The sequence below is a fragment of the Streptomyces incarnatus genome (assembly GCF_001027185.1).
GTDB lineage: Bacteria > Actinomycetota > Actinomycetes > Streptomycetales > Streptomycetaceae > Streptomyces > Streptomyces puniciscabiei.
The window spans coordinates 6,984,762-7,006,382 of record NZ_CP011497.1; the positions used below are offsets into that span (position 1 = coordinate 6,984,762).

Annotated in this window: 19 protein-coding genes; 12 read left to right on the plus strand and 7 right to left on the minus strand. The window is 70.9% G+C overall.

The window, feature by feature from the left end; translation table 11 throughout:
- Positions 1-36 precede the first annotated feature (36 nt).
- Positions 37-1,266 carry a DUF349 domain-containing protein gene (locus tag ABB07_RS31695; protein ID WP_208901930.1) on the minus strand — a complete coding sequence of 410 codons (1,230 nt, stop codon included), beginning with the start codon at positions 1,264-1,266 and terminating at the stop codon, positions 37-39.
- Between the two features lie 155 nt (positions 1,267-1,421).
- Positions 1,422-2,246 carry a peptidylprolyl isomerase gene (locus ABB07_RS31700; protein WP_208901931.1) on the minus strand — a complete coding sequence of 275 codons (825 nt, stop codon included), beginning with the start codon at positions 2,244-2,246 and terminating at the stop codon, positions 1,422-1,424.
- A gap of 170 nt (positions 2,247-2,416) precedes the next feature.
- Between ABB07_RS31700 and ABB07_RS31705 the strand changes: the two genes are divergently transcribed.
- Both ABB07_RS31705 and hisS read left to right on the plus strand, forming a co-directional pair.
- Positions 2,417-3,124 (plus strand): MBL fold metallo-hydrolase, encoded by a 708-nt coding sequence (locus ABB07_RS31705; protein WP_208901932.1) that lies wholly within the window; start codon positions 2,417-2,419, stop codon positions 3,122-3,124.
- A gap of 11 nt (positions 3,125-3,135) precedes the next feature.
- Positions 3,136-4,398, plus strand: coding sequence for a histidine--tRNA ligase (hisS, locus tag ABB07_RS31710; protein ID WP_208901933.1), 1,263 nt, complete (start codon positions 3,136-3,138; stop codon positions 4,396-4,398).
- 42 nt (positions 4,399-4,440) lie between these two features.
- Here the strand turns inward: hisS and ABB07_RS31715 are convergent, their stop codons facing one another.
- From ABB07_RS31715 to ABB07_RS31730, 4 genes are read right to left on the minus strand one after another with little or no spacing between them, the layout of a single operon-like run.
- Positions 4,441-5,067 carry a response regulator gene (locus ABB07_RS31715; protein WP_208901934.1) on the minus strand — a complete coding sequence of 209 codons (627 nt, stop codon included), beginning with the start codon at positions 5,065-5,067 and terminating at the stop codon, positions 4,441-4,443.
- Positions 5,064-6,266, minus strand: a complete 1,203-nt coding sequence (locus tag ABB07_RS31720) for a sensor histidine kinase (RefSeq protein WP_244189573.1) — start codon at positions 6,264-6,266, stop codon at positions 5,064-5,066. The genes ABB07_RS31715 and ABB07_RS31720 overlap by 4 nt, the downstream gene beginning before the upstream one ends.
- Positions 6,263-7,108, minus strand: coding sequence for an ABC transporter permease (locus tag ABB07_RS31725; protein ID WP_208901935.1), 846 nt, complete (start codon positions 7,106-7,108; stop codon positions 6,263-6,265). The genes ABB07_RS31720 and ABB07_RS31725 overlap by 4 nt, the downstream gene beginning before the upstream one ends.
- A complete protein-coding gene (locus ABB07_RS31730) occupies positions 7,105-7,971 on the minus strand; it encodes an ABC transporter ATP-binding protein (RefSeq protein ID WP_208901936.1) in 867 nt (288 codons plus the stop codon). The genes ABB07_RS31725 and ABB07_RS31730 overlap by 4 nt, the downstream gene beginning before the upstream one ends.
- A 144-nt stretch (positions 7,972-8,115) precedes the next feature.
- Between ABB07_RS31730 and ABB07_RS31735 the strand changes: the two genes are divergently transcribed.
- The 3 genes from ABB07_RS31735 (at position 8,116) to rpsD (ending at position 11,107) form a co-directional block, all read left to right on the plus strand.
- Positions 8,116-8,772, plus strand: coding sequence for a vitamin K epoxide reductase family protein (locus tag ABB07_RS31735; RefSeq protein ID WP_208901937.1), 657 nt, complete (start codon positions 8,116-8,118; stop codon positions 8,770-8,772).
- A 47-nt stretch (positions 8,773-8,819) separates the two neighbouring features.
- Positions 8,820-10,175 carry a replication-associated recombination protein A gene (locus tag ABB07_RS31740; protein ID WP_208901938.1) on the plus strand — a complete coding sequence of 452 codons (1,356 nt, stop codon included), beginning with the start codon at positions 8,820-8,822 and terminating at the stop codon, positions 10,173-10,175.
- A gap of 317 nt (positions 10,176-10,492) precedes the next feature.
- Positions 10,493-11,107, plus strand: a complete 615-nt coding sequence (gene rpsD / locus ABB07_RS31745) for a 30S ribosomal protein S4 (protein ID WP_031161776.1) — start codon at positions 10,493-10,495, stop codon at positions 11,105-11,107.
- A gap of 124 nt (positions 11,108-11,231) precedes the next feature.
- Here rpsD and ABB07_RS31750 read toward each other — a convergent pair whose 3' ends face one another.
- Positions 11,232-13,424, minus strand: a complete 2,193-nt coding sequence (locus tag ABB07_RS31750) for an ATP-binding protein (protein WP_244189574.1) — start codon at positions 13,422-13,424, stop codon at positions 11,232-11,234.
- Between the two features lie 162 nt (positions 13,425-13,586).
- On the opposite strand from ABB07_RS31750, the gene ABB07_RS31755 reads away from it, so the two are divergent.
- The 7 genes from ABB07_RS31755 to aroC all read left to right on the plus strand — a co-directional run bounded on the left by ABB07_RS31755 (position 13,587) and on the right by aroC (position 21,591).
- Positions 13,587-14,012: a DUF948 domain-containing protein gene (locus ABB07_RS31755; RefSeq protein ID WP_055705440.1), complete on the plus strand. Its 426-nt coding sequence runs from the start codon at positions 13,587-13,589 to the stop codon at positions 14,010-14,012.
- Positions 14,013-14,028: 16 nt separating this feature from the next.
- The gene (locus ABB07_RS31760) at positions 14,029-14,400 is read left to right on the plus strand and encodes a hypothetical protein (RefSeq protein ID WP_208901939.1); all 372 of its coding nucleotides are present in this window, start codon (positions 14,029-14,031) and stop codon (positions 14,398-14,400) included.
- Positions 14,400-17,072 (plus strand): alanine--tRNA ligase, encoded by a 2,673-nt coding sequence (gene alaS, locus ABB07_RS31765; protein WP_208901940.1) that lies wholly within the window; start codon positions 14,400-14,402, stop codon positions 17,070-17,072. Before ABB07_RS31760 ends, alaS begins: the two co-directional genes overlap by 1 nt.
- A 73-nt stretch (positions 17,073-17,145) precedes the next feature.
- The gene (gene ruvX, locus ABB07_RS31770; RefSeq protein ID WP_055705437.1) at positions 17,146-17,610 is read left to right on the plus strand and encodes a Holliday junction resolvase RuvX; all 465 of its coding nucleotides are present in this window, start codon (positions 17,146-17,148) and stop codon (positions 17,608-17,610) included.
- A gap of 123 nt (positions 17,611-17,733) precedes the next feature.
- Positions 17,734-19,422 (plus strand): endolytic transglycosylase MltG, encoded by a 1,689-nt coding sequence (gene mltG, locus ABB07_RS31775; protein WP_208901941.1) that lies wholly within the window; start codon positions 17,734-17,736, stop codon positions 19,420-19,422.
- The gene (locus ABB07_RS31780) at positions 19,403-20,242 is read left to right on the plus strand and encodes a shikimate dehydrogenase (RefSeq protein ID WP_208901942.1); all 840 of its coding nucleotides are present in this window, start codon (positions 19,403-19,405) and stop codon (positions 20,240-20,242) included. The genes mltG and ABB07_RS31780 overlap by 20 nt, the downstream gene beginning before the upstream one ends.
- Positions 20,243-20,406: 164 nt before the next feature.
- Positions 20,407-21,591, plus strand: a complete 1,185-nt coding sequence (gene aroC, locus ABB07_RS31785; RefSeq protein WP_208901943.1) for a chorismate synthase — start codon at positions 20,407-20,409, stop codon at positions 21,589-21,591.
- Positions 21,592-21,621 lie beyond the last annotated feature (30 nt).

Consider the following 21,621-nt stretch of genomic DNA (forward strand, 5'->3'; position numbering starts at 1 on the left):
GCCGTACGGGGCCTTGTCCATGCGGGCTGAGGGGATCTAGCCGCCGAACTCCTGCAGGCCCTTCAGAGCCTGGTCCAGGAGTGCCTGGCGGCCCTCCAGCTCGCGCTCCAGCTTGTCGGCCTTGGAGCTGTTGCCCTGGGCGCGGGCCTGCTCGATCTGCGTCTTCAACTTGTCGACGGCGGCCTGCAGCTGACCGGTCAGACCCTCGGCACGCGCGCGTGCCTCCGGGTTCGTCCGGCGCCACTCGGCCTCCTCGGCCTCCTGGATCGCCCGCTCGACCGCGTGCATCCGCCCCTCGACCTTGGGACGCGCGTCCCGCGGGACGTGACCGATGGCCTCCCAGCGCTCGTTGATCGAGCGGAAGGCGGCGCGCGCGGCCTTCAGGTCGCCGATGGGCAGGAGCTTCTCGGCCTCCTCGGCCAGCTCCTCCTTCAGCTTGAGGTTCTCGGACTGCTCCGCGTCCCGCTCGGCGAACACCGAGCTGCGGGCGGCGAAGAACACGTCCTGGGCGCCGCGGAAGCGGTTCCACAGGTCGTCCTCGTGCTCGCGCTGGGCGCGGCCCGCGGCCTTCCACTGCGCCATCAGATCGCGGTACTGGGCCGCCGTCGGACCCCAGTCCGTCGAACCGGACAGCGCCTCGGCCTCGGCGACCAGCCGCTCCTTGATCCGGCGGGCCTCCTCGCGCTGCGCGTCCAGCTGCGCGAAGTGCGCCTTGCGCCGCTTGGAGAACGCCGACCGGGCGTGCGAGAAGCGGTGCCACAGCTCGTCATCGGACTTGCGGTCCAGACGCGGCAGGCCCTTCCAGGTGTCCACCAGCGACCGCAGCCGCTCACCGGCCGCCCGCCACTGGTCGGACTGCGCCAACTGCTCCGCCTCGGCGACCAGGTCCTCCTTGGCCTTGCGGGCCTCGTCGGACTGCTTGGCCCGCTGCGCCTTGCGCTCCTCGCGGCGCGCCTCGACCGTCTGCACGAGCTTGTCCAGCCGCTGCCGGAGCGCGTCCAGGTCGCCCACCGCGTGGTGAGCGTCGACCTGCTCGCGCAGGTGGGCGATCGCGGCCTGGGCGTCCTTCGCCGACAGGTCGGTGGTCTGCACTCGCTTCTCGAGGAGGCCGATCTCGACAACCAGGCCCTCGTACTTGCGCTCGAAGTAGGCCAGCGCCTCCTCAGGGGAGCCGGCCGCCCAGGAACCGACGACCTGCTCGCCGTCGGCCGTACGCACGTACACGGTCCCCGTCTCGTCGACGCGGCCCCACGGGTCGCTGCTCACAGCGCCTCCTCCACATGATGCCTGCGGAGGGCCTCAGCACCCCCGGGCATCGTCCACAGTTTCGTCACGGCCAACATAGGCGACCAGCGGGTTGCCTGTCCGCATCCAGCGCGACCGAAATTCCGCAGTTGGCCGTGTTGGGCCTCAGGCCGGCGTCAGGACTTCGTCACCGTCGCCTTGTTGATCACCACGGTCGCGTTGGGCGCGGTGTTGCCGGAGGTCGGATCGGCCGGCTGGGCACCCGCGGCGGCGATCTTCTGCAGCACCTTCATGCCCGCGGCCGACACCGTGCCGAACGGGGTGTAGCTGGGCGGCAACGGGCTGTTCTTGTAGACCAGGAAGAACTGGCTGCCGCCGGTGTGCTTCTGACCGGTGTTGGCCATCGCCACCGTGCCCGCCGGGTACGAGTTGCCCTTCAGGCTCTTGTCCTTCAGGTTCTCGTCGGGAAGCGTGTACCCCGGCCCGCCCATGCCGGTGCCCTGCGGGTCGCCGCACTGCAGCACGAAGATCCCGTCCGTGGTCAGCCGGTGGCACCTGGTGTGGTCGAAGAAGCCCTGGCCCGCCAGGAAGTCGAACGAGTTCACCGTGTGCGGGGCGGCCGCCGTCTTCAGCGCGATGTCGATGTCACCGCACGTCGTGGCGAGCTTCATCGTGTACTTCGCCGACGTGTCGATCGTCATCGCCGGCTCCTTCTTCCAGCTCAGCTTCTTCACCGAGCCGGCCGCCGGCTTCGCGCACGGGTCCTGGGCGGTCGGCGTGGCGCTGGGCGTGACGTCCGCGGCGGTGTTGGTCTTCTTGTCGGTGCCCTTGAACGCATCGGTCGTGTACAGCACGACACCGCCGATGACGATCACGCCCAGTACCGACGCGATCACCGAGTTGCGCACGCGGGCCTTGCGGCGCGCCTGCGTGCGCCGCTGCTGCTGCCGCAAGAACTTCTCCCGGGCGAGCTGACGCCGCCGCTGCTCCTGGCTGACCACCGGGTTCTCTCCTCATGCGTGTCGTGTGTCGACCGGTACGCGTGCGTGCTCGTGAGCCGACCGTTGCGTGTAGCCCCGTACCGTATATGGGTTCGCTGAGGAAACGGCAGCGCCGGTAGGCTCTGGACCACAGCTTGTGGTCACCCGTATCGACACAACGAAGGACGATCGTGCTCATTGCCGGGTTCCCCGCCGGGGCCTGGGGGACGAACTGTTATCTCGTCGCCCCCGCCGCCGGCGAGGAGTGCGTGATCATCGACCCCGGCCACCAGGCCGCCGAAGGCGTCGAGGAAGCACTGAAGAAGCATCGGCTCAAGCCCGTCGCCGTCGTCCTCACCCACGGGCACATCGATCACGTGGCCTCGGTCGTCCCGGTCTGCGGCGCGCACGACGTGCCGGCCTGGATCCACCCCGAGGACCGGTACATGATGAGCGACCCCGGGAAGGCGCTCGGCCGGTCCATCGGGATGCCGCTGCTGGGCGAGCTGACCGTGGGGGAGCCGGACGACGTCCGGGAGCTGACGAACGGCACCACCCTCGAACTGGCCGGCCTGGAGTTCTCCGTCGCGCACGCGCCGGGCCATACCAAGGGGTCGGTGACCTTCCGGATGCCCGAGACCGCCGACATCCCGTCGGTGTTCTTCTCCGGGGATCTGCTGTTCGCCGGCTCCATCGGACGCACCGACCTGCCGGGCGGATCCATGGAGGACATGTTCGAGTCGCTGGCCCGGGTGTGCCTGCCGCTCGACGACTCCACCGTGGTGCTGTCCGGCCACGGCCCCCAGACGACCATCGGCCAGGAGCGCGCCACCAACCCCTACCTGCGGCAGGTGGCGGCCGGCCAGGGAGCCTCCCCGGCTCCCCGACGAGGAATGTGACGAGAGATTCCGTGAGCACTTTCAAGGCCCCCAAGGGCACCTACGACCTGCTGCCGCCCGACAGCGCCAAGTTCCTGGCCGTCCGCGAGGCGATCGCCGCGCCGCTCAGGAGCTCCGGCTACGGCTACATCGAGACGCCCGGTTTCGAGAGCGTGGAACTGTTCGCGCGCGGTGTCGGTGAGTCCACCGACATCGTGACGAAGGAGATGTACGTCTTCGAGACGAAGGGCGGCGACAAGCTGGCCCTGCGCCCGGAGACCACCGCGCCCGTGCTGCGCGCGGTCCTGGAGGCCAACCTGTACAAGACGGGCAACCTCCCGGTGAAGGTCTGGTACTCGGGCTCGCAGTACCGCTACGAGCGCCCGCAGAAGGGCCGCTACCGGCACTTCTCCCAGGTCGGCGCCGAGGCGATCGGCGCGGAGGACCCGGCCCTCGACGCCGAGCTGATCATCCTGGCCGACCAGGCGTACCGCTCGCTGGGCCTGCGTGACTTCCGCATCCTGCTGAACAGCCTCGGTGACCGCGAGTGCCGCCCGGTGTACCGGGCCGCGCTGCAGGAGTTCCTGCTCGGCCTCGACCTGGACGAGGACACCCGCCGCCGCGTCGACATCAACCCGCTCCGGGTCCTCGACGACAAGCGCGAGTCGGTCCAGAAGCAGCTCACCGGCGCGCCGCTCCTGCGCGACTACCTGTGCGACGCCTGCAAGGCGTACCACGAGGAGGTCCGCGAGCTGATCACCGCGGCGGGTGTGGTCTTCGAGGACGACCCGAAGCTGGTGCGCGGCCTGGACTACTACACCCGCACCACTTTCGAGTTCGTGCACGACGGCCTGGGCTCGCAGTCCGCGGTGGGCGGCGGCGGCCGCTACGACGGACTGTCCGAGATGATCGGCGGCCCCGCGCTGCCGTCGGTCGGCTGGGCCCTCGGCGTCGACCGCACGGTCCTCGCCCTGGAGGCGGAGGGTGTGGAGCTGGACCTCCCGTCCACCACGTCGGTGTACGCCGTCCCGCTCGGCGAGGAGGCCCGCCGGGTGCTGTTCGCCAAGGTCACCGAGCTGCGCAAGGTCGGCATCTCGGCTGACTTCAGTTACGGCGGCAAGGGCCTGAAGGGCGCCATGAAGAACGCCAACCGCAGCGGCGCCCGCTACGCACTCGTGGCCGGCGAACGCGACCTCGCCGAGGGCGTCGTCCAGCTCAAGGACATGGAGTCCGGCGAGCAGACGGCGATCGGCGTGCACGAGATCGTGGCGGAACTGGAGTCCCGGCTCGGCTAGTCGAGCGGGCAGAGGGCGCCGGGAGCAGCTCCCGGCGCCCTCTCACTGTTCCAGCAGGCCGTACCGCATCGCGCTGGTGACCGCCGCGGTCCGGTCGTCCACCCCCAACTTGCCGAAGATCCGCAGCAGATGGGTCTTCACGGTCGACTCCCCGATGTACAGACGCCGGCCTATCTCCGCGTTCGTGCAGCCCTCGGCCACCAGCCGCAGTACCGCCGTCTCCCGCTCCGACAGCCGGGGGCGTTCCGGCTTGGCGCGGAGCTGATCCACCAGGCGGGCCGCCACCGACGGGGCCAGTACGGTCTCGCCGCGCGCGGCCGCCCGTACCGCGTCCGCCAGTTCCCCGCGGGGCAGGTCCTTCAGCAGGTAACCCGCGGCGCCCGCCTCCACGGCCCGCAGGATGTCCCGGTCGGTCTCGTACGTCGTCAGCACGATCACCCGGCACGGCAGACCGGCCGCCGTCATCCGCACGATCGAGTCCACGCCGCCACCGCCCGGCATCCGCAGGTCCATCAGCACGATGTCCGGGCGCAGTTCGGCCGCCAGCGCCTCCGCCTGCGGCCCGCTCGCCGCGTCGCCGACCACCTCGAGGTCCGGTTCGGCGCTCAGCATGGCGCGCAGTCCCTCCCGTACCACGGGGTGGTCGTCGGCCAGGACGATCCGGATCACGGCACCTCACTCACGACAGCGGCAGGAACGGGCAGGCGTACGGTCACCGTCGTACCGTCGCCGGGTGCGCTGCGGACGGCCGCCGTGCCGCCCACCTCGGCGGCGCGGGCGCGCAGCCCCGCCAGACCGTATCCGGTGTGGACGGCGGCGGGGTCGAAGCCACAGCCGTCGTCGCGGACGGAGAGCGTCAGCGTGCCGTCGGCGTAGCCGAGGCGGACCTCGATCCGCGTCGAACTCCCGGCGTGTCTGCGGGCGTTGGTCAGCGCCTCCTGACAGGCGCGCAGGGCCACCACCTCCACTCCGGCCGGCAGCGCGCGCACCGGGCCGGTGACGTCGAGGACCGCCTCGTGGCGGGCGGCCAGACGCTCCAGCGCGTCCGGGAGGCTGGCGCCCGCCAGGTCGGCGGGCGCGCCGCCGGCGACCAGCGCACGGGCCTCGGCGAGGTTGCGGCGGGCGGTGTCCTCCATGAGGGCCAGATGGCGGCGGGCCTGCGCGGGGTCGGAGTCGAGTTCCGCGTCCACGGCCTGCACCAGCATCAGCAGGCTGGTGAAGCCCTGCGCGAGCGTGTCGTGGATCTCCCGGGCCAGCCGCTCGCGCTCGGCGAGGGCACCGTGCGCGGCCGACAGCCGGGCGACCTCGCTCCTGCTGGACTCCAACTCCGCGATCAGCTCGGCCCGTTCCCAGCTCTGTTCGATGATCCGGATGATCCAGCCGCCGACGACCAGCGAGAACACCAGGGTCACCAGGGCGGACAGCGCGTTGACGAGGAGATCCTCGGCACCCGGCCGCCACAGCAGTGCCCAGCCCGCGACCGGGACCACGTTGATCAGGGTCACCGCGATCAAGGCACCGCGCATCCGCAGGGCCATGAAGCACTGGGGGATCAGCGCGAAGGCCAGGAGCCGGGTCTCGCCGGCCAGGACCGCGGACGGCAGGAACAGAGCCATCGCCACGGCCAGGTAGTACCGGGCGCGGCGCTCATCCGGCGGGTCCCCGCCGAGGAGACGCCGCCCCACGGCTGTGTACCAGGGCACCAGCGGCACGAGAAGCCCCGCCGCGACGGCCCGGAACGGCCACGCCGGATGACCGGCGCCCAGCAGCATGGTCTGCGTGGCCGCCCAGGCCACGGCGAAGTACACGTCCCAGAACAGGATCGAACGGTCCCAGGCGTGGGCTCCGCGGGCGCGGTCCCCCCTCACCCCTCGCGCCGGTTCTTCCACCGGAAGGTCAGCAAGCACAGCGCCAATCCTCCGACGCACCAGGCGCCCAGCACCCACGCGATCCGCCCGAACTCCCAGGCGTGCGCCTGCTCCAGGACCTTCGCCGAGTCCGGCAGGAAGACGCCCCGCAGGCCCTGGCACAGCCACTTGAGCGGGAACAGGGCGCCGATGTCGAGCATCCAGCCGGGGATGGCGTCGATGGCGATGTAGACCCCGGAGACGAACTGGAGCACCAGGAAGGGCAGGACGACGACGGAGCTGGCGCTCTTCGCCGACTTCGGCACCGAGCTGATGGCGATGCCGAGGAGCGCGCACGCGGTCAGCCCGAGCACGAAGATCCACGCGAAGTCGAACCAGCGGCCGGGGTCGGACGGCAGGCGGACGTCGTAGCACACCGTGCCGACGGCCAGCAGGATCGCGGTCTCCAGGACGGCGGTGAACAGGACCAGCCAGATCTTGCCCAGGAAGTAGGCCGCGGGCGGCATCGGGGTGCCCCGCAGCCGTCGCAGCACCTTCTCGTCCCGTTCGACGGCGATGGAGATGCCGAGCGACTGGAAACTCGTCGACATGATCCCGGAGGCCGTCATCGCGGGCACGTACAGCTGGGAGGCGGTGACCCCGGTGTGCCCGACGTCGTCGTGGAAGATCGACGCGAACAGGAACAGGAACACCACCGGGAAGGAGAACGTGAACACCACCTGCTCGCGCAGCCGGAAGAACTGTCTGATCTCCAGCCCGCCCCGCAGCAGTCCGAGCCGCCAGGCGCCGGGCGGGGATCCGGCGGACGCGCGGTCGGTGGCCCGTACGGCGGTCGTGGTCATCGGGCGGCCTCCTGGCCGGTCAGCCGGAGGTAGACGTCCTCCAGGGTCGGGCGGGTCACGGTCAGTCCGGGTATCTCGCCGTCGAAGCGGTGCATGAGCGCGGCGACGGTCTTGGTGGGGGTGCAGGTGTACTCCACGCGCGCGGAGCCGTCGGATTCCGTCCAGCCGACCGTCGCACCGGCGCCGTACCGCTCGCGCAGGCCGGCCGGCGTGCCCTCGGCGACCACCCGACCCCTGGCGACGACCGCGAGCCGGTCGGCGAGAGCCTCGGCCTCCTCCAGGTAGTGCGTGGTGAGCAGGATCGTCGTGCCCTCGTCGGCGAGCAGCCGGATCAGGTCCCAGAACCGGCGCCGGGCGGCCGGGTCGAAGCCGGTGGTCGGCTCGTCCAGGAGCAGCAGCTCGGGATCGCCGATCACGCCGAGCGCCACGTCCAGGCGGCGGCGCTGGCCGCCGGACAGGGCCTTGATCCGGCTGTCCGCCTTCGCTTCCAGGCCCACCAGGCGGATGACCTCCGCCGGGTCGCGCGGGCGGGGGTAGTAGCGGGCGAAGTGCCGTACCGTCTCGCCGACCGTCAACTCCGCGGGCGTCGATTCGTCCTGCCAGACGATTCCCACACGGGATCTCCACGCGCGCGTGCCCGTCGCCGGGTCCGCGCCGAGGACACGGACCTCACCGCCGTCCCGTGACCGGTTGCCCTGGAGGATCTCCACCGTGGTGCTCTTGCCGGCGCCGTTGGGCCCGAGCAGGCCGAACACCTCACCGTGCCGGATGCCCAGGTCGAGCCCGTCCACCGCGGTCACGCCCCCGTACCGCTTGCGCAGCCCCCGGACGTCCACCGCGAGTTCGTTCGCGTGTGCTGTCATGGCCACGAGCATCGGCCGGAACCGAACGATCCGTCACCACCGTGCGTACCTCCTTATGTCCTTCGAACGGTGGACACACACGTGCGTGCGGCACAATGAGCCGTGCCCGAAGAAGGTCCAACTCTCAAGTGACGGATCGGCGTGATGAGCAAGACGACAGTCAACGACGTCTCCACGGAGTCGGGTCCCGAGCGTGCCGCCGGCGCCCCGCGCGCGGTGGGCGGCAGCCGTGCCTTCGCCCTGCTGCTGGTGATCACCGGCGCGGCCGGACTGCTGGCCGCCTGGGTCATCACGCTCGACAAGAACAAGATCCTCGAGGCGAAGCTCGCCGGGAAGACGTTCACGCCGGGCTGCAGCGTCAACCCGATCGTGTCCTGCGGCAGCGTCATGGAGAGCAAGCAGGCGGCGGCCTTCGGCTTCCCGAACCCCTGGCTCGGCCTGGTCTGCTACGGCATCGTCATCTGCGTCGGCATGAGCCTGCTGAGCCGAGCCCGGTTTCCCCGCTGGTACTGGCTGACCTTCAACTTCGGCACGCTCTTCGGCGTCGGCTTCTGCACCTGGCTGCAGTTCCAGTCCCTGTACCGGATCAACGCGCTGTGCCTGTGGTGCTCGCTGGCCTGGGTCGCCACGATCACCATGTTCTGGTTCGTGACCTCGTTCAACGTCCGCAACGACTTCCTGCCGGCCCCCCGCTGGCTGAAGTCCTTCTTCGGCGAGTTCACCTGGGTGGTGCCGGTCACGCACTGCGGCATCATCGCCATGCTGATCCTGACCCGCTGGGGCAGCCAGCTCTGGGCCTGACCCCGGCCCCGGCCGCGTTGTCAGTGCGGTGATTTAGGGTTTTGGACGTGGAACCCGACCTGTTCACCGCGGCAGCGGAAGAACGCCAGGAGAAGGACCCGGCAGCGAGTCCCCTGGCGGTGCGCATGCGCCCGCGCACGCTCGACGAGGTGGTGGGCCAGCAGCACCTGCTGAAGCCCGGCTCGCCGCTGCGGCGGCTGGTCGGCGAGGGCTCCGGCGGCCCGGCCGGACCGTCCTCGGTGATCCTCTGGGGCCCGCCCGGCACCGGCAAGACCACCCTGGCGTACGTCGTCTCCAAGGCGACGAACAAGCGGTTCGTGGAGCTGTCCGCGATCACCGCCGGCGTCAAGGAGGTCCGCGCGGTCATCGACGGCGCCCGCCGCGCCACCGGCGGCTTCGGCAAGGAGACCGTCCTCTTCCTGGACGAGATCCACCGCTTCAGCAAGGCCCAGCAGGACTCCCTGCTCCCGGCGGTCGAGAACCGCTGGGTGACCCTGATCGCGGCGACGACGGAGAACCCGTACTTCTCGGTGATCTCCCCCCTGCTGTCCCGTTCGCTCCTGCTGACCCTCGAACCGCTCACCGACGACGACATCCGGGGCCTGCTCAAGCGGGCGCTGACCGACGAGCGCGGCCTGAAGGACGCCGTCGGCCTGCCCGAGGACACCGAGGAGCACCTGGTGCGCATCGCCGGCGGCGACGCCCGCCGGGCCCTGACCGCGCTGGAGGCCGCCGCCGGAGCCGCCCTGGACCAGGGCGAGAGCGAGATCAGCCTGCGGACGCTGGAGCAGACGGTCGACCGGGCGGCGGTGAAGTACGACCGCGACGGCGACCAGCACTACGACGTCGCCAGCGCCCTCATCAAGTCCATCAGGGGCTCCGACGTCGACGCCGCCCTGCACTACCTGGCCCGCATGATCGAGGCCGGCGAGGACCCCCGCTTCATCGCCCGCCGCCTGATGATCTCCGCCAGCGAGGACATCGGCCTGGCCGACCCGAACGCCCTGCCCATAGCGGTCGCCGCCGCCCAGGCCGTCGCCATGATCGGCTTCCCCGAGGCCGCCCTCACCCTCAGCCACGCCACCATCGCCCTCGCGCTCGCCCCCAAGTCCAACTCGGCGACCACCGCGATCGGCGCCGCCATGGAGGACGTACGCAAGGGCCTGGCCGGACCGGTCCCTCCGCACCTGCGCGACGGGCACTACAAGGGCGCCGCCAAGCTCGGCCACGCGCAGGGGTACGTGTACCCGCACGACCTGCCCGAGGGCATCGCCCAGCAGCAGTACGCCCCGGACGCCCTGAAGGACCGCGAGTACTACACCCCGGGCCGGCACGGCGCCGAGGCGCGGTACGCGGACGCGGTGGAGTGGACCCGCAAGCACCTCGGTCGCAGGCCGTCCTGAGCGCCCTGTAGACTTGCCCGAAGTGCTGAGTCCCGCGCAGTCAGAGCGGGACACCCAGCCGGAGTCCGGCCCCCGGGGCCAGTCCCCGGGAAAACGGACTCCAGGAGCGTCGCGCACCGTCGAACGGTGTCGCGGGCAGCCCACCACCACCCGGAGCTCCGGGACGGTCGGTGGGCCACTCGCGTGCTGCACGTATGTGCCCAGACCAGGGGAGCGGCTGCCCGGCAGGTCCCATGGGGACCCGGCGGGTTTCCCCGGCTGCGGATGCGACCTCCCTCAACCCTGACGAGCCGAAAACTACGAAAGAGATTGAGACAGTGGCGAACCAGTCCCGCCCCAAGGTCAAGAAGTCGCGTGCCCTCGGCATCGCGCTGACCCCGAAGGCCGTGAAGTACTTCGAGGCCCGCCCCTACCCGCCGGGTGAGCACGGCCGTGGCCGCAAGCAGAACTCGGACTACAAGGTCCGTCTGCTGGAGAAGCAGCGTCTGCGCGCGCAGTACGACATCTCCGAGCGCCAGCTGGTCCGCGCCTACGAGCGCGCGTCCAAGGTCCAGGGCAAGACCGGTGAGGCCCTGATCGTGGAGCTCGAGCGCCGTCTCGACGCCCTGGTCCTGCGTTCGGGCATCGCCCGCACCATCTACCAGGCCCGTCAGATGGTCGTCCACGGCCACATCCAGGTCAACGGCCAGAAGGTCGACAAGCCGTCCTTCCGTGTCCGTCCGGACGACGTCGTGCAGGTCCGCGACCGCTCCAAGGAGAAGACGCTCTTCACGATCGCCCGCGAGGGTGGCTTCGCCCCCGAGGGTGAGACCCCGCGCTACCTCCAGGTGAACCTCAAGGCCCTGGCGTTCCGCCTGGACCGCGAGCCGAACCGCAAGGAGATCCCGGTGATCTGCGACGAGCAGCTCGTCGTCGAGTACTACGCCCGCTGATCCGCCCCGGCGGAGCACCGGAGCCCGCCGTCTCCCCGCCCTTCGGGCGAGGGAGGCGGCGGGTTTGCGTTGCGCGGCCTACCGATGTTCTGCGCTGTCGACGCCGCCGGCAAAGAGGTCGTTTCTACCGTGCGGGCCGGTGGGGGCTGGTCGCGCCCCGCGGCGGAGCCGCATCTTGGCCCTGCCCCGCGCCCCTTTGGGGCGCGCCGCCCCGCGGCACCGCCCCCCGCGGAGCCGGCAGCGCACCCAACGGTCGAACCGCACCATGCCCCAGCGCCCGGTCCACCGCCGTCGCGCGGTCCAGCAGAGCACCTTCCCGCACGCACGCCTCGTACCCGGCATCCCCCAGTGCCTGCCGCGCCATCCCCTCGCACAGCTCGTGCGGCGCGTTGTAGTACGCCGAGCCGAACAGCGGCAGCCCCACCGACGGCCACTGCCGGCCCGCCGCGCCCTGCAGCACCGCCGCCTCGGCCGGGTCCCCCTCGGCGGCCGTCACCAGCGCCAGCAGCTCGATCGACAGCACCGTGCCGAGCAGGTCGTGGAAGGCGTGCGCGTTGGCCAGACAGTCCGCCAGCAACTCCCGCGCGCCCGCCGTGTCCCCGTCCTGCCAGGCCGCGTACGCCAGCACATACAGCGCGTAGGAGCGGGCCCAGCGCTCCCCGTGGTCCTCGCACACCCGGCGCACGTCCTCGCACAGCCGTACGGCGTCCGGCAGGTCCCCCTGGAAGGCGCGGGTCATCGCCAGCTCCACCTGGCCCATCAGCACGTTGCTGTTGAGTTCGCCGATCTCCTGGTAGCGGTCCAGCGCCGACCGCAGCAGCGTTTCCGCACGGGCCATGTCATCGGTGACCAGCGCCAGACAGCCGGTGCGGTGCTCCGCGTACGCCACCGCCGTGGGATCAGCGACCCGCTCGGCCTGCTCCCGGCACTCCCGCAACGCCGCCAGCGCCGGCACGGTGTCGCCCTGGAGGACCGCCACATAGCCGAGCACCCACAGCGCCTTCAGCCGTGACTGCTCGTACTCCGACTCCAGCTCCACGCTGCGCGTCAGCCAGCGGCGGCCCTCCGCGAGCCGCCCGCAGCCGACCCAGCAGAACCACAGCGAGCCCGCGAGGTACTGCCCGAGATGCGCCTCCTCCGGCTCCGTGAGACAGAACTCCAGAGCCGCCCGCAGATTGGGCAGCTCCGCCTCGACCCGCGCGGCGACCTCGCCCTGCCGGGGCGAGAACCAGTACAGCTCGCACCAGGTCGCCAGGCCCAGGTACCAGTCCCGGTGCCGCCTGCGCAGCCGGCCCGCGTCCCCGATGCCCTCCAGCCACTCGGCGCCGTAGGCCCGGACCGTGTCCAGCATCCGGTAGCGGGGGCCGGCCGGGGTCTCCTCGCGGGTCACGACCGACTGGGCCAGCAGCTGCGGCAGCACGTCCAGGACGTCCTCGGCGGGCAGCCCGTCCCCGCTGCACACATACTCGGCCGCCTCCAGGTCGAAGGTCTGCGCGAACGCCGAGAGACGCGCCCACAGCAGCCGCTCGGCGGGCGTGCACAGCTCGTGGCTCCAGCCGATCGCCGTGCGCAGCGTCTGATGGCGGGCCGGCGGTCCCCCGGGGACGGAGCGCGGTCCGGCGCCCGTGGCCAGCAGCCGGAACCGGTCGTCCAGCCGCTGCAGCAGCTGCGCCGGGGACAGCGCCCGCAGCCGCCCGGCCGCCAGTTCCAGCGCCAGCGGGATCCCCTCGAGGCGCCGGCACAGCTCGCGCACCTCGGGGCCGTCGGTCACCTCCAGGCCCTGCTCCCGGGCCCGGTCGGTGAACAGCTCCACCGCCTCCTCCTCGCCGAGCGGCGCCAGCGGGAACAGCCGCTCGCCCGCCAGCCCCAGCGGACGCCGGCCCACGGCCAGCACCCGCAGCCGGGGCAGCTTCCGCAGCAGCTCCGCCGTCAACTCGGCGCAGGCGTCCACCAGATGCTCGAACCCGTCCAGCACCAGCAGGGCCGGACGGCCGGCGAGATGGTCCAGCAGGGTCTCCCGGGGGAGCCGGGCGGTGTGGTCGGTCAGTCCCAGCGCCTCCGCCACCGCGTACTCCACGAACTGCGGATCGCGCACCGGCGCCAGCTCCACCCGCCCCGCCCCGGACTCCCAGCCGGCGGCGACCCGCGCGGCCAGCCGGGACTTGCCGACCCCGCCGAGCCCGGTGACGGTGACCAGCCGCGCCCCGCCGAGCGCGTCCGTCAGCCCGGCGAGTTCGGCCGAGCGCCCGACGAACGTGGTCAGTTCCAGGGGCGGATCGCCGTCGGAGAACGGATCTGGACGCTGAGGACCTCGCATGGGACACGGAGCGTACTGAACCGTGTTCACTGCGTACAATCACTTCCCGCAACTCCGTCCCCGCCGCCCCGGTAATCCGGTACGGAGCCCTGGCCACGGCGCGATAGGCTCGGACACGACTTTTTCGATGGTGAGGCACGTTTCAGGGAGCGGGTGCGCACAGTGTCCGGTGGAGAGGTGGCCGGGATCCTGGTGGCCGTCTTCTGGGCGATCCTGGTCTCCTTCCTCGCGGTGGCTCTCGCGAGGCTGGCCCAGACGCTCAAGGCGACCACCAAGCTGGTGGCGGACGTGACCGACCAGGCCGTCCCGCTGCTCGCCGACGCCTCGGCAGCCGTGCGTTCCGCGCAGACCCAGATCGACCGCGTCGACGCGATCGCCTCCGACGTCCAGGAGGTCACGTCCAACGCCTCCGCGCTGTCGACCACGGTCGCCTCCACCTTCGGCGGCCCGCTGGTCAAGGTCGCGGCCTTCGGCTACGGCGTCCGCCGGGCGCTGGGCGGCCGCAAGGAGGGCGTGCCCGCGAAGGCGCCCCGGCGTACCGTGATCGTGGGCCGCACGGTCCCCGCCGCACGACGCAAGCGGAAGTAAGGACTGAGACCGAGCGATGTTCCGCCGTACGTTCTGGTTCACCACCGGTGTAGCCGCCGGTGTGTGGGCGACCACCAAGGTCAACCGCAAGCTCAAGCAGCTGACCCCGGAGAGCCTCGCCGCGACCGCGGCGAACAAGGCCCTGGAGACCGGTCAGCGCCTGAAGGACCGCGCGGTGGGCTTCGCGCTCGACGTCCGCGACAACATGGCCCAGCGGGAGGCCGAGCTCGAGGAGGCCCTCGGGATCCACGAGAACCCCGAACTCCCCTCGCCCCGGCGGTACACCGCCATCGAGAACCCCCGCGACAACAGCAGCACACCGAAGTACATCGAAACGTCGTTTTCTTCGCAAGCGAAGCACTCGTACAACCGGAATGAGGACCACTGATGGAGTCGGCCGAGATTCGCCGCCGCTGGCTGAGCTTCTTCGAGGAGCGCGGGCACACCGTCGTCCCTTCGGCGTCGCTCATCGCGGACGACCCGACTCTGCTCCTCGTCCCCGCCGGCATGGTGCCCTTCAAGCCCTACTTCCTGGGTGAGGTCAAGCCGCCGTTCCCGCGCGCCACCAGCGTGCAGAAGTGCGTGCGCACCCCCGACATCGAAGAGGTCGGCAAGACCACCCGCCACGGCACGTTCTTCCAGATGTGCGGCAACTTCTCCTTCGGCGACTACTTCAAGGAAGGCGCCATCAAGCTCGCCTGGGAGCTGCTCACCACGCCCCAGGACAAGGGCGGTTACGGCCTCGACCCCGAGCGCCTGTGGATCACCGTCTACAAGGACGACGACGAGGCCGAGCGCATCTGGCACGAGGTCGTCGGCGTGCCCAAGGAGCGCATCCAGCGCCTGGGCATGAAGGACAACTACTGGTCCATGGGCGTCCCCGGCCCCTGCGGCCCCTGCTCCGAGATCAACTACGACCGCGGCCCCGAGTTCGGCGTCGAGGGCGGCCCCGCCGTCAACGACGAGCGGTACGTGGAGATCTGGAACCTCGTCTTCATGCAGTACGAGCGCGGCGAGGGCACCGGCAAGGACAACTTCGAGATCCTCGGCGAGCTGCCGAGCAAGAACATCGACACGGGCCTCGGCCTGGAGCGCCTCGCCATGATTCTGCAGGGCGTGCAGAACATGTACGAGATCGACACCTCCATGGCCGTCATCGACAAGGCCACCGAGCTGACCGGCGTCCGCTACGGCGACGCCCACGACTCGGACGTGTCCCTGCGCGTGGTCACCGACCACATGCGTACGGCCACGATGCTCATCGGCGACGGCGTCACCCCCGGCAACGAGGGCCGCGGCTACGTCCTGCGCCGCATCATGCGCCGCGCCATCCGCAACATGCGCCTGCTCGGCGCCACCGGCCCGGTCGTCAAGGACCTCCTCGACACCGTGATCCAGATGATGGGCCGGCAGTACCCCGAGCTGGTGACCGACCGCGAGCGCATCGAGAAGGTCGCCATCGCCGAGGAGAACGCCTTCCTCAAGACGCTGAAGGCCGGCACCAACATCCTCGACACCGCCGTCACCGAGACCAAGCAGGCCGGCGGCACCGTCCTCTCCGGCGACAAAGCCTTCCTGCTCCACGACACCTGGGGCTTCCCGATCGACCTCACCCTGGAGATGGCCGCCGAGCAGGGCCTCTCCGTGGACGAGGAGGGCTTCCGCCGCCTGATGAAGGAGCAGCGGGAGCGCGCCAAGGCCGACGCCCAGGCCAAGAAGACCGGCCACGCCGACATGGGCGCCTACCGCGAGATCGCCGACACCGCCGGCGAGACCGACTTCATCGGCTACAGCGACACCGAGGGCGAGTCCACCATCGTCGGTCTCCTCGTCGACGGCATCTCCTCCCCGGCCGCCACCGAGGGCGACGAGGTCGAGGTCGTCCTGGACCGCACCCCGTTCTACGCCGAGGGCGGCGGCCAGATCGGCGACACCGGCCGGATCAAGGTCGACTCCGGTGCCGTGATCGAGATCCGCGACTGCCAGAAGCCGGTCCCGGGTGTGTACGTCCACAAGGGCGTCGTCCAGGTCGGCGAGGTCACCGTCGGCGCCAAGGCCCACGCCTCGATCGACTCCCGCCGCCGCAAGGCCATCGCCCGCGCCCACTCGGCCACCCACCTGACCCACCAGGCCCTGCGCGACGCCCTCGGGCCGACGGCCGCCCAGGCCGGTTCCGAGAACCAGCCCGGCCGCTTCCGCTTCGACTTCGGCTCCCCGTCCGCCGTACCGACGGCCGTGATGACCGACGTCGAGCAGAAGATCAACGAGGTGCTCGCCCGGGACCTCGACGTGCACGCCGAGATCATGGGCATCGACGAGGCCAAGAAGCAGGGTGCCATCGCCGAGTTCGGCGAGAAGTACGGCGAGCGGGTCCGTGTCGTGACCATCGGCGACTTCTCCAAGGAGCTGTGCGGCGGCACGCACGTGCACAACACCGCCCAGCTGGGCCTGGTGAAGCTGCTCGGCGAGTCCTCCATCGGCTCCGGTGTCCGCCGTATCGAGGCCCTGGTCGGCGTGGACGCCTACACCTTCCTCGCCCGTGAGCACACGGTGGTCAACCAGCTGACCGAGCTGCTCAAGGGCCGCCCGGAGGAGCTGCCGGAGAAGGTCTCCTCGATGCTCGGCAAGCTGAAGGACGCCGAGAAGGAGATCGAGAAGTTCCGCGCCGAGAAGGTGCTGCAGGCCGCCGCCGGCCTCGCCGAGTCCGCCAAGGACGTGCGTGGCGTGGCCGTGGTGACCGGTCAGGTCCCGGACGGCACGACCCCGGACGACCTGCGCAAGCTGGTCCTCGACGTTCGCGGCCGGATCCAGGGCGGACGTGCCGCCGTGGTCGCCCTGTTCACGGTGAACAACGGCAAGCCGCTGACCGTCATCGCCACCAACGAGGCCGCCCGCGAGCGTGGCCTGAAGGCCGGTGACCTGGTCCGCACCGCGGCCAAGACCCTCGGCGGCGGCGGTGGCGGCAAGCCGGACGTGGCCCAGGGCGGCGGCCAGAACCCGGCCGCCGTCGGTGAGGCCGTCGAGGCCGTCGAGCGTCTCGTCGCCGACACCGCCAAGTGACGGCGAAGACGACGGTGAACAAGACGGCGAAGAAGACGCCAAAAAAGACGGCGAAGTAAGGAAACGGTCGGAAATGCGCAGAGGGCGTCGGCTTGCGATCGACGTCGGGGACGCCCGGATCGGGGTCGCCTCGTGTGACCCCGACGGGATCCTCGCCACCCCGGTGGAGACCGTCCCCGGACGGGACATCCCCGCCGCCCACCGCCGTCTGCGTCAACTGGTGGAGGAGTACGAGCCGATCGAGGTCGTCGTCGGACTCCCTCGCTCCCTCAAGGGGGGCGAGGGCCCGGCCGCCGCCAAGGTCCGCGCCTTCGCCCAAGAGCTGGCCAAGGGCATCAAGCCGGTGCCGGTGCGCCTGGTGGACGAGCGGATGACGACCGTGACCGCCAGTCAGGGACTGCGCGCCTCGGGCGTGAAATCGAAGAAGGGCCGGGCCGTCATCGACCAGGCCGCCGCCGTGATCATCCTGCAACAGGCCCTGGAATCCGAACGAGTGTCAGGTAAAGCACCCGGCGAGGGCGTCGAAGTGGTCATCTGATCGCGATACGGTAACGTTCCGCGCGATGTGCCGGTGTTCGAACAGCCGGCACACAGCAAGAGGCGGAACGGAAGCGGGCCGACCGGGCACGTGACCGGTCGGCCTCGCGGCTCTAGGGGATCGATGACTGAGTATGGCCGGAGCCCGGGCTCCGAACCGTGGCATCCGCAGGACCCGTTGTACGGGGACGGCGGATGGGAAGGGCAGCAGGCCCACATGGGCCGGCAGCCTGCCTACGGCGGCCAGCCGCAGCAGCAGTACCCGCAGCAGCCGCAGTACGGCGACTGGAACCAGCAGCAGCACAACCAGCAGCAGCACAACGGATACGGCCAGGAGCAGTACCCGTACTACGACGAACAGGGTCACCAGCAGTACGCCGGCCACGCCCAGCAGCAGTACCCGCAGCAGGGCGGCTGGGAGGCGGCCGGTCCCCACGGCCAGATGCCCTACCCCACCGACCCTGGCGACCCGTACGGCCAGCAGCCCGTCGGCTACGGCGGGGAGCAGCCCGACTTCTACGGCACCGAGGACGCCTACCCGCCGCCGGTGCCGCCCGGCCGCAGGCACTCCGAGCCGGAAGCGCACCCCGAGCCCGAGGCCGTCCCCGAGGAGGAGCACCCCTTCTTCACCGGAGGCGGCGACGATGACGACGACGAGGAGCACGAGCTCCAGAGCCGCCGTGACCGGCGCGGCGGCAGCAAGAAGCCCACGAAGAAGGGCAAGAAACGGCGCAACGGCTGCGCCTGCATGGTCGTCGTCCTGGTCCTCGGCGGCGGCATCGGCACGGTCGGCTACTTCGGCTACCGGTTCTACCAAAATCGTTTCGCCCCGGCGCCCGACTACACGGGCGACGGCATCAACCAGACGGTGACCGTCGAGATCCCCAAGGGCGCGGGCGGCTGGGACATCGGCAACCGCCTGAAGGAGGCCGGGGTCGTCAAGAGCGCCGAGGCGTTCGTGCACGCGCAGAGCTCCGTCCCCGGCGGTGGCAGCATCCAGGCCGGCGTGTACCTCCTGAAGAAGGAGATGTCCGCCGCCAGCGCCGTGAAAATGATGCTGGACCCGAAGAGCCAGAACATCGTCATGGTCACTCCGGGCGAGCGCAACGCGGGCGTCTACCAGGCGATCGACAAGAAACTCGAACTCTCCGCCGGCACCACCGAGAAGGTCGCCAAGAAGGAGTACAAGAGCCTCGGTCTGCCGGCCTGGGCGCAGAACACCGCGAACAGCAGCGAGATCAAGGACCCACTGGAGGGCTTCCTCTTCCCGGGCAACTATCCGGCCGCCAAGGGCATGAAGCCGGACGCGATCCTGAAGCAGATGGTCGCCGAGGCCGCGTCCAAGTACGACGCGTACGGCCTCAGCTTGAAGGCCCAGGCCCTGGGCCTGAAGAACCCGTTCGAACTCGTCACCGTCGCGAGCCTGGTGCAGGCGGAGGGCAAGACGCACGACGACTTCCGCAAGATGGCGGAAGTGGTCTACAACCGTCTCAAGCCCACGAACACCGAGACGAACCAGCTGCTGCAGTTCGACTCGACGTACAACTACGCCAGGGGCACCAGCCACATCCATATCTCCACCAAGGAGATCAACAGCTACCCCAGCCCCTACAACACGTACACCCACAAGGGGCTCCCGCCCGGCCCGATCGGCAACCCCGGCGAGGACGCGATCAGTGCGGCCCTGAACCCGACGCACGACGGCTGGCTGTATTTCGTGGCGACCGACGGAGTGAACAACACCGAATTCGCCAAGACCAACGCGGAATTCCAGAGACTCAGGGACAAGTTCAATGCCTCCTCGGGCAACTGACGCCCGCCGGGCCGCCGTGCTCGGTAAGCCCATCGCCCACTCCCTCTCCCCGGTGCTGCACCGGGCCGCGTACGACGAGCTCGGGCTCGGCGGGTGGTCGTACGACCGCTTCGAGGTGGACGAGGCCGGTCTGCCCGGTTTCTTCGAGCAGCTCGGCCCCGAGTGGGCGGGGCTGTCGCTGACCATGCCGCTGAAGCGGGCGGTGATCCCGCTGCTGGACGAGATCAGCGAGACGGCCGCCTCCGTCGACGCCGTCAACACCGTCGTCCTCACCGAGGACGGCCGTCGGCTCGGCGACAACACCGACATCCCGGGCATGGTGGCCGCGCTGCGCGAGCACGGCATCGAGCAGGTCGAATCCGCCGCCATCCTGGGCGCGGGTGCCACCGCCTCCTCCGCGCTCGCCGCCCTCGCCCGGATCTGCACCGGCGAGGTCGTCGCCTACGTCCGCAGCGAGGCTCGCGCCGCCGAGATGCGGCAGTGGGGCGAGCGGCTCGACGTGGACGTGCGCACGGCCGACTGGACGGACGCCGAGCAGGCCCTGCGCTCCCCGCTGGTGATCGCCACCACGCCCGCCGGCACCACCGACGCCCTCGCCACCGCCGTGCCCGAGCGCCCCGCCACCCTCTTCGACGTGCTCTACGACCCCTGGCCCACCGAGCTGGCGGCCCGCTGGTCCATGTTCGGCGGGGCCGTGGTCAGCGGCCTCGACCTGCTGGTCCACCAGGCCGTGCTGCAGGTCGAGCAGATGACCGGCCGCTCCCCGGCGCCGCTGGAGGCCATGCGCCGCGCCGGTGAGAAGGCGCTCGCCGCGAGCTGACCGTCCGGCGCGCGTCCGCCTGCTGGACCGGCGACCGGATTCCGGCCCCGGACGTGGGAGGATCGGAGGTGGCGGGCCGGGGTCGCGCACCCGGTCGCGCCGTCGCCGTACGCGAGGACGCGTGTACACAGGGCAGTACCGGGCGCGAACACTGAGGAGCACCGTTGAGCAGGCTGCGTTGGCTGACCGCGGGGGAGTCCCACGGTCCCGCACTTGTCGCGACGCTGGAGGGGCTTCCCGCCGGCGTGCCGATCACCACGGAGATGGTGGCGGACCACCTGGCGCGGCGGCGGCTCGGCTATGGCCGCGGTGCGCGGATGAAGTTCGAGCGGGACGAGGTCACCTTCCTTGGCGGCGTCCGGCACGGCCTCACCCTCGGCTCCCCGGTCGCCATCATGGTGGGCAACACCGAGTGGCCCAAGTGGGACCAGGTCATGGCGGCCGACCCGGTCGACCCGGAGATCCTCGCGGGCCTGGCCCGCAACGCCCCGCTGACCCGGCCCCGGCCCGGCCACGCCGACCTGGCCGGGATGCAGAAGTACGGCTTCGACGAGGCCCGCCCGATCCTGGAGCGCGCCTCCGCCCGCGAGACGGCGGCCCGAGTGGCGCTCGGCGCGGTGGCGCGGTCGTACCTGAAGGAGACGACCGGCATCGAGATCGTCTCGCACGTCGTCGAGCTGTGCTCGGTGAAGGCTCCGCAGGGCGTGTACCCGACGCCGGCCGACGTCGAGAAGCTGGACGCCGACCCGCTGCGCTGCCTGGACGCGGACGCCTCGAAGGCGATGGTCGCGGAGGTCGACCAGGCCCACAAGGACGGCGACACGCTCGGCGGTGTGGTCGAGGTGCTGGCGTACGGCGTCCCGGTCGGCCTCGGCTCGCACGTGCACTGGGACCGCAAGCTGGATGCCCGGCTCGCCGGTGCCCTGATGGGCATCCAGGCGATCAAGGGCGTCGAGATCGGCGACGGCTTCGAGCTGGCCCGGGTGCCCGGCTCCAAGGCGCACGACGAGATCGTGGGCACGCCCGAGGGCATCAAGCGCGTCTCCGGCCGGGCTGGCGGCACCGAGGGCGGCCTGAGCACCGGCGAGCTGCTGCGGGTGCGGGCCGCCATGAAGCCGATCGCGACCGTGCCGCGCGCCCTGCGGACCGTCGACGTCGCCACCGGCGAGGCCGCCCAGGCCCACCACCAGCGCTCCGACGTCTCCGCGGTCCCGGCCGCCGGCATCGTCGCCGAGGCGATGGTCGCGCTCGTCCTCGCGGACGCCGTCGCCGAGAAGTTCGGCGGCGACTCCGTGGCCGAGACCCGCCGCAACGTGCGGTCGTACCTCGACAACCTGCGGATCCGGTGAGCGCCGTGCCCGCCGTCGTACTGGTCGGAC